Genomic DNA, 7,300 nt, shown 5'->3' on the forward strand with positions numbered 1-7,300 from the left:
GGCGCGCGCTCGGCGGTCTCGTACAGCGGGCGCCCGTCGCGCGGGCCCTCGCTCCACCGGTCGCCGTCCCCGCGCGGACGCCCGTCGCCCCGCGCGGAGTCACGCCCGCCGCCGTATCCCGGCAGGGCGGACCCGGCCGCCCGGGACCTGCTCTCCTCCAACTGCTCCTCACGGTTCCGCTGCTGGTCGGCGGCGCCGAGCAGCGCGGTGATCCGGTCGGAGATTCTGCGCTTCACGCGGGGCGGGGAGGCGCGCACGGCGAGGGCCGCCATGACGCCGACCACGGACAGCCCGTAGAGGATCATGAAGATCGGCTTCGCCGCTCGACCCGCGTAGAGGCCGTGCACCAGCGCGGCGCACCAGGCCGGATAGGCCAGCATGTGCATCGCCCGCCAGCGGGCCGCGACCGGTGCCGGGGAGGCGAAGCGGTTGCGCAGCACGCCGGTGATGCCCACGAAGATCATCAGCAGGCCGGCGAGGGTGCCGAGCCCGATGAGGAAGGCCCTGCCGGTGACGACCTCGTCGTCGGTGAGGAGCAGTCCGAAGGGGATCACCGCGGCGATCCACGTGGTGTGCTCCTGGATCAGCTTGATGCCGATGTGCACCAGGAGGAAGGCGATCGAGGCGACCGCGGTCGTCCGGTGCACCGCCTGCGCCAGGATCCGCTGCCGGGGGCCGAGCAGGATGCGGTCCTGGGCGACGAGTCCCCAGATCACCGAGCAGCTCAGGCAGACCAGGGACAGGACGCCCACACCGAAGTTGAGGAACTCGACGAGCCAGTCGTCCGCCGTGCTGTCGTCCGGCCTCATGACCTGCCCCCCGGCGCCGCGACGCGGAGCGGGCACGACGGAGCCGCAGCCGACCGGCCCCGAGCGGGGGGTGGGCTGCTGTCTGGACGAGGGTTCATGGGGCGACTCCGAAGGTTCGGTAAAGCGGTCCCGCTGCCGAACTCTAAGGGTCGTCATACCGATGAGTACGAGGTTTGAGTTATTGCGCTGTTATCAAAAGACAATGAGGCCGTTGTGATGTCCCTTAGCGGTCGTTACGCGAAGTAATGTTTGACCTCGGGTCAACGTGTCGTGGAAGCGCGTCGCGGCCGGATCGGCGGCTGCGGTACCCTGGTGCCATGCGTGCCGTACGCCTTCTGCTTAGCGGGCCGCGCTGATCAGTCCCGACCGCCGGTGACCGGCAGGTCGGAATCGGCGCGGCGTCCCCTCCTGTGCGAGGGGATTTTTCATTTCCGGGAAGTTCGCAGCAGCAGGCAGAGACGATCGATGGAGCATTGAGGATCATGAGCGAGACGAACCCCGCAGCCGCGGAGGCCGCGCCGCACCGCTACACGGCCGCCCTGGCGGCCGAGATCGAGGCACGCTGGCAGGACTTCTGGGACGCCGACGGCACCTACGCCGCGCCCAACCCGAGCGGCGACCTGTCGGGCGACCCGGAGACGGCCGCCAGGCCCAAGAAGTTCATCATGGACATGTTCCCGTACCCCTCCGGTGCGGGCCTGCACGTCGGACACCCGCTGGGCTACATCGCCACCGACGTCTTCGCCCGCTTCCAGCGCATGACCGGGCACAACGTCCTGCACACCCTGGGCTTCGACGCCTTCGGCCTGCCCGCCGAGCAGTACGCGGTGCAGACCGGCACGCACCCGCGCGTGTCGACCGAGGCCAACATGGAGAACATGAAGTCCCAGCTGCGCCGGCTGGGCCTGGGCCACGACAAGCGCCGCTCGTTCGCCACGATCGACCCGGACTACTACAAGTGGACCCAGTGGATCTTCCTGCAGATCTTCAACTCCTGGTACGACGACGAGGCGAAGCGGGCCCGCCCGATCTCGGAACTGGTCGAGCTGTTCGAGTCCGGTGAGCGCGCCGTCCCCGGCGACCGCTCCTGGAGCGAGCTGACCGAGGCCGAGCGCGCCGACGTCCTGGGCGAGTACCGCCTGGCCTACGCCTCCGACGCGCCGGTCAACTGGTGCCCCGGCCTGGGCACCGTGCTGGCCAACGAGGAGGTCACCGCCGAGGGACGCTCCGAGCGCGGCAACTTCCCCGTCTTCAAGGCCAAGCTGCGCCAGTGGAACATGCGGATCACGGCCTACGCCGACCGCCTGCTGAACGACCTGGACGCCCTGGACTGGCCCGAGGCCATCAAGCTGCAGCAGCGCAACTGGATCGGCCGCTCCGAGGGCGCCCGCGTCGGCTTCCCGATCGACGGCGAGAACATCACCGTCTTCACCACCCGCCCCGACACCCTGTTCGGCGCGACCTACATGGTGCTGGCGCCCGAGCACCCGCTGGTCGAGAAGTTCACGCCCCAGGAGTGGCCCGAGGGCACCCACGAGGTGTGGACCGGCGGGCACGCCACGCCCGCGGAGGCCGTCGCCGCCTACCGCGCGCAGGCCGCCTCCAAGTCCGACGTCGAGCGGCAGGCCGAGGCCAAGGACAAGACCGGCGTCTTCATCGGCGCGTACGCCACCAACCCGGTCAACGGCGAGCGGGTCCCCGTCTTCATCGCCGACTACGTCCTGATGGGCTACGGCACCGGCGCGATCATGGCCGTCCCGGCGGGCGACCAGCGCGACTTCGAGTTCGCGCGCGCCTTCGAGCTGCCCGTCCGCTGCATCGTCGAGCCGACCGACGGCCGCGGCACGGACACCTCCACGTGGGAGAACGCCTTCTCCTCGTACGACGCGAAGATCATCGACTCGTCGAACGACGAGGTCTCCCTGGACGGCCTGGGCGTCACCGAGGCCAAGGCGCGCATCATCGAGTGGCTGGAGCGGTCGGGCCACGGCGAGGGCACCGTCAACTTCCGCCTGCGCGACTGGCTGTTCAGCCGGCAGCGCTACTGGGGCGAGCCCTTCCCGATCGTCTACGACGAGGACGGCGTCGCCCACGCCCTGCCCGAGTCGATGCTGCCGCTGGAGCTGCCCGAGGTCGACGACTACAGCCCGCGCACCTTCGACCCGGACGACGCCGACACCCGGCCCGAGACGCCGCTGTCGCGCAACGAGGACTGGGTCAACGTCACCCTGGACCTGGGCGACGGGCCGAAGAAGTACCGCCGCGAGACCAACACCATGCCCAACTGGGCCGGTTCCTGCTGGTACGAGCTGCGCTACCTGGACCCGCACAACGACGGGAAGCTGGTCGACCCGGCCATCGAGCAGTACTGGATGGGCCCGCGCGAGGGCATGCCGCACGGCGGCGTCGACCTGTACGTCGGCGGCGCCGAACACGCCGTGCTGCACCTGCTGTACGCCCGCTTCTGGTCCAAGGTGCTGTACGACCTGGGGCACGTGTCGTCCGCGGAGCCGTTCCACAAGCTGTTCAACCAGGGCATGATCCAGGCCTACGTCTACCGCGACAGCCGGGGCATCGCCGTACCGGCCGCCGAGGTGGAGGAGCACGACGGCGGCTACTGGTACCAGGGCGAAAGGGTCTCCCGGCTGCTGGGCAAGATGGGCAAGTCCCTGAAGAACGCCGTCACCCCGGACGAGATCTGCGCCGAGTACGGGGCCGACACGCTGCGCCTGTACGAGATGGCCATGGGCCCGCTGGACGTCTCCCGGCCGTGGGACACCCGCGCGGTGGTCGGCCAGTTCCGGCTGCTGCAGCGGCTGTGGCGCAACATCGTCGACGAGGCGAGCGGTGAGGTCACCGTCGTCGACACCGACGACGTCGACGAGGACACCCTGCGCGCCCTGCACAAGGCGATCGACGGCGTGCGCGGCGACCTGGAGGGCATGCGCTTCAACACCGCCATCGCCAAGGTCACCGAGCTGAACAACCACCTGACCAAGCGGGGGGGCGCGCTGCCGCGCTCCGTCGCGGAGCCCCTGGTGCTGCTGGTCGCCCCGCTGGCCCCGCACATCGCCGAGGAGCTGTGGCGCAAGCTGGGGCACACGGACTCGGTGGTGCACCGGGACTTCCCGGTGGCCGACCCGGCGTACGTGGTCGACGAGACCGTCACCTGTGTCGTGCAGATCAAGGGCAAGGTCAAGGCGCGGCTGGAGGTGCCCCCGGGCATCGCCGAGGACGAGCTGGAGAAGGTCGCGCTGGCCGACGAGCGGGTCGTCGCGGCGCTGGACGGCGCCGGGATCCGCAAGGTGATCGTCCGGGCGCCGAAGCTGGTGAACATCGTCCCGGCGTGACGTGAGCGGCAGGGCCCGTCCGGCACGGTTCGCCGGGCGGACTTCGGGGCACCCGGTGGTCCGGGTGGTCCCCTACGGGCAGGTTCGGGGTTCTTCAGGAACTCCGGGCCTGCCCGCTGCGTTTACCGTTGAAGAGCGGCGCGAAGTGCGCCGGGACAGGCCAGAGGGGTCCGGAGGAGGAGCTTCGTGGAAGCGGTGTTCGCAGTGGTGGCCCTGCTCGTCGTGCTCTTCGTCGTGCTCGGCGCCTACGCCACGGTGAAGGTCGTCGGCGCCGCCAAGCGCAGCGCGGACCGCCACATCACCCAGGCCCGCCGCACGGTCGAGGACCACACCCTGCGGGCCAAGGCCTTCGCGCAGCCCGGCCCGGCCGGCGAGATCGCCCAGCTCCGGCTGGGGCTGCGCACCTCCATGCGGGCCACCCAGGAGGCGCTGGAGGCCGCCGTCGCCGAGGACGAGTCCCTCAAGGAGTCCCTCGGCCTCTTCCAGCGGCTCAGCGCGCACGGTCACGAACTGGACGGCGAACTCAGGCGCCTGGAGTCCGAACCGGACCGCACCACCCTCGCCGCCCGGCTGCCCGAGCTGCGCGAGCGCACCGAGCGCATCACGGGTTCCGCGGACTCCCTGCGCTGGGCGGCCCGCGACCGCGCCGGCCGTTTCGCCTCCGACGACCTGGACTCGCTGAGCGAGCAGATCGACATGGAGGCCGGGGCACTGCGCCACTGGACCACCACGGAGCAGCACCCGGCGCCCCCGCCCTGGCCCGAGGCCCCCGCCGCCGACGCCGCCCGGGCGAAGGAACAGAAGCAGCGGCCCGCCATCACCCCGCCGGCACCGCGTCCCACCTACCCCTGGCAGAAGAAGCCCCGCCCCGAGAGCACCACGTGAGCACCACCTGATCCGGCCACCGTCGAACCCGCCCCGCGAGGCCGGGCTGCCGCACGGGCACCACGGCAGGTAACCTCCAGCTCATGTCCCGCCATGTCGCGATCGTCACCGATTCAACGGCCTACCTGCCGGCCCGGACGATGGAGCGGCACCGCATCACGGCGGTACCCCTGACCGTGGTCCTCGGCGACCGCGCGCTCGAAGAGGGCACCGAGATCTCCACCCGCTCCCTCGCCCAGGCTTTGCAGAAGCGGCGCCCGGTCACGACCTCACGGCCCGGCCCCGAGGTGTTCGCCGAGACCTACCGCAGGGTCGCCGGGTCCGGCGCCACCGGCATCGTCTCCCTCCACCTCTCCGCCGAGCTCTCCGGCACCTACGACGCGGCGGTCGTCGCCGCCCGCGAGGCGCCCGTGCCGGTACGGGTGGTGGACACCGGCATGATCGCGATGGCGCTCGGGTTCTGCGCGCTGACGGCGGCGGAGACCGCGGAGGCGGGCGGCACGGTGGACGAGGCGGTCACGGCCGCGGAGAAGCGGGCGGCGGACACGTCCGCCTACTTCTACGTCGACACGCTCGACTATCTGCGCCGGGGCGGCCGGATCGGCGCCGCGCAGGCCCTGCTGGGCTCGGCCCTCGCGGTCAAGCCGCTGCTGCAGCTGGCGGGCGGCCGTATCGAACCGCTGGAGAAGGTGCGTACGGCGTCGAAGGCGATCGCCCGCCTGGAGGAGATCGCGGCCGAACGGGCGGGCGGGGCGGAGGTCGACGTCGCCGTCCACCATCTCGCGGCGCAGGAGCGCGCGTCGGCCCTCGCCGACCGGCTGCGGACCCGGCTGCCGGGACTGGCCGACCTGCACGTCAGCGAGGTGGGCGCGGTGATCGGGGCGCACACGGGGCCCGGACTGCTGGGGGTCGTGGTCTCGGCCCGGTGAGGCCGGTGCACCGGTACGGGTGACGGAGTTGTCCACAACCGGGCGGTAGTCCCCGGAAAACGGGCAAGATCATCGCGAGTGGGCCGATGTGCCGGATTCTCCTGGCATGGCACTTCGATCACGCTCACGCACAGCGACGGCGACCAGCGGTCCGGGCCGCCCACCCGCCTCCGACGGCCGTGCCCGCCACCGCAGGCCGACCGGATCCCGCGGCCGGGCCACGCGCCGGGACCACCGAGCGGCGGCGGAGGAACTCCGCCGCCGTGCGGAGTCACTGTTCGACGGCGACGACCACTCCGCGCACACCAGGCGACCACCGGCCTGGGCCCTGACCGGCACCCGCCGCATCAGGCGGGCCGGCTCTTCGGCGGCAGTGAACCGGCCGGTGGCCGTGAACCGGCCGGTGGCCGTGAACCGGCCGGTGGCTGTGAACCGGCCGGCGGCTGTGGAGCGGCCGACGGCGCGAGGGCGGGTGGTGGCTGCGGATCCCCGCGTGGCGGGGCCCGGTGGGGGTGCGGCCGAGGTGGACGAAGAGGGTGAGGTCGCGGGCCCGGAGGAACCCGGCGGAGGGTCCGAGCGGGGGCGGCGGCGGGAGAGGGCCGGGCTCGCGCTGCGGGAGCGTCTGCCGTTGTGGGCGCAGACGCGGTGCGGGATGGAGCGGCGGAGCGTGGTCGCGCTGTCGGTGCTGCTCGTGGTCGCCGTGGGGTTCGCCGTACAGCACTTCTGGACCGGGCGGACCCAGCCGGTACGGGCACCGGAGGTGGTGCGGGCGGCGGCGGTTCCGCACGGAGAGCACGTCAAGGGCGCGCCGAAGGGAGAGGCCGCGCCGGACGCCGTGGTGAAGCCCGGCGGCTCGGGCCCGGCGGCGCCCGGGATCGTGGTCGACGTCAGCGGCAAGGTGCGCGACCCGGGAATCCACCGCCTGCCCGCCGGTTCACGCGTCGAGGACGCGCTGCGGGCAGCCGGCGGAGTACGGCCCGGCACCAGGACCGACACCCTGAACCGCGCCCGTTTCCTCGTCGACGGCGAGCAGGTGGTCGTAGGGGGCCCGGCACCGGCCGGAGCGGCCCCCGGCGGCACTCCCGGTACGGCGGGAACGGCGGGAACCGGCCCCACCGCACCGGTGTCCCTCAACACCGCCACCCCGGACCAGCTCGACACCCTGCCCGGGGTCGGCCCCGTGCTCGCCCAGCACATCGTCGACTACCGCACCCGGAACGGCGGCTTCCGCTCGGTGGACGAACTCCGCGAGGTGAACGGCATCGGCGACCGCCGTTTCGCGGAGCTGCGGAACCTCGTACGGCCATGAGGACGGAGACGACGGACA

General features: G+C 72.1%; 4 protein-coding genes and 1 pseudogene. 4 read left to right on the plus strand and 1 reads right to left on the minus strand.

What is annotated here, in order from left to right; all coding sequences use genetic code 11:
- Nucleotides 1-809: pseudogene (locus B7767_RS24420) on the minus strand (cytochrome b/b6 domain-containing protein); the annotation flags it as partial.
- A gap of 482 nt (nt 810-1,291) precedes the next feature.
- On the opposite strand from B7767_RS24420, the gene leuS reads away from it, so the two are divergent.
- The 4 genes from leuS (at nt 1,292) to B7767_RS24440 (ending at nt 7,282) form a co-directional block, all read left to right on the plus strand.
- Nucleotides 1,292-4,159, plus strand: coding sequence for a leucine--tRNA ligase (leuS, locus tag B7767_RS24425; RefSeq protein WP_085574089.1), 2,868 nt, complete (start codon nt 1,292-1,294; stop codon nt 4,157-4,159).
- A 186-nt stretch (nt 4,160-4,345) separates the two neighbouring features.
- Entirely contained in the window at nt 4,346-5,044 is a 699-nt protein-coding gene (locus tag B7767_RS24430; RefSeq protein ID WP_085574090.1) for a hypothetical protein, read from the plus strand.
- 83 nt (nt 5,045-5,127) lie between these two features.
- Nucleotides 5,128-5,973, plus strand: a complete 846-nt coding sequence (locus B7767_RS24435; protein ID WP_085574091.1) for a DegV family protein — start codon at nt 5,128-5,130, stop codon at nt 5,971-5,973.
- A gap of 106 nt (nt 5,974-6,079) precedes the next feature.
- Nucleotides 6,080-7,282, plus strand: coding sequence for a ComEA family DNA-binding protein (locus tag B7767_RS24440; protein ID WP_179167266.1), 1,203 nt, complete (start codon nt 6,080-6,082; stop codon nt 7,280-7,282).
- Nucleotides 7,283-7,300 lie beyond the last annotated feature (18 nt).

Source organism: Streptomyces sp. 13-12-16, from assembly GCF_002114215.1.
Classification (GTDB): Bacteria; Actinomycetota; Actinomycetes; order Streptomycetales; family Streptomycetaceae; genus Streptomyces.

What these genes read in the sequence shown, in the direction of transcription:
- B7767_RS24435 (WP_085574091.1), top strand. Translation starts at nt 5,128, where the DNA reads ATGTCCCGCCATGTCGCGATCGTCACCGATTCAACGGCCTACCTGCCG.
- B7767_RS24440 (WP_179167266.1), top strand. Translation starts at nt 6,080, where the DNA reads ATGGCACTTCGATCACGCTCACGCACAGCGACGGCGACCAGCGGTCCG.
- leuS (WP_085574089.1), top strand. Translation starts at nt 1,292, where the DNA reads ATGAGCGAGACGAACCCCGCAGCCGCGGAGGCCGCGCCGCACCGCTAC.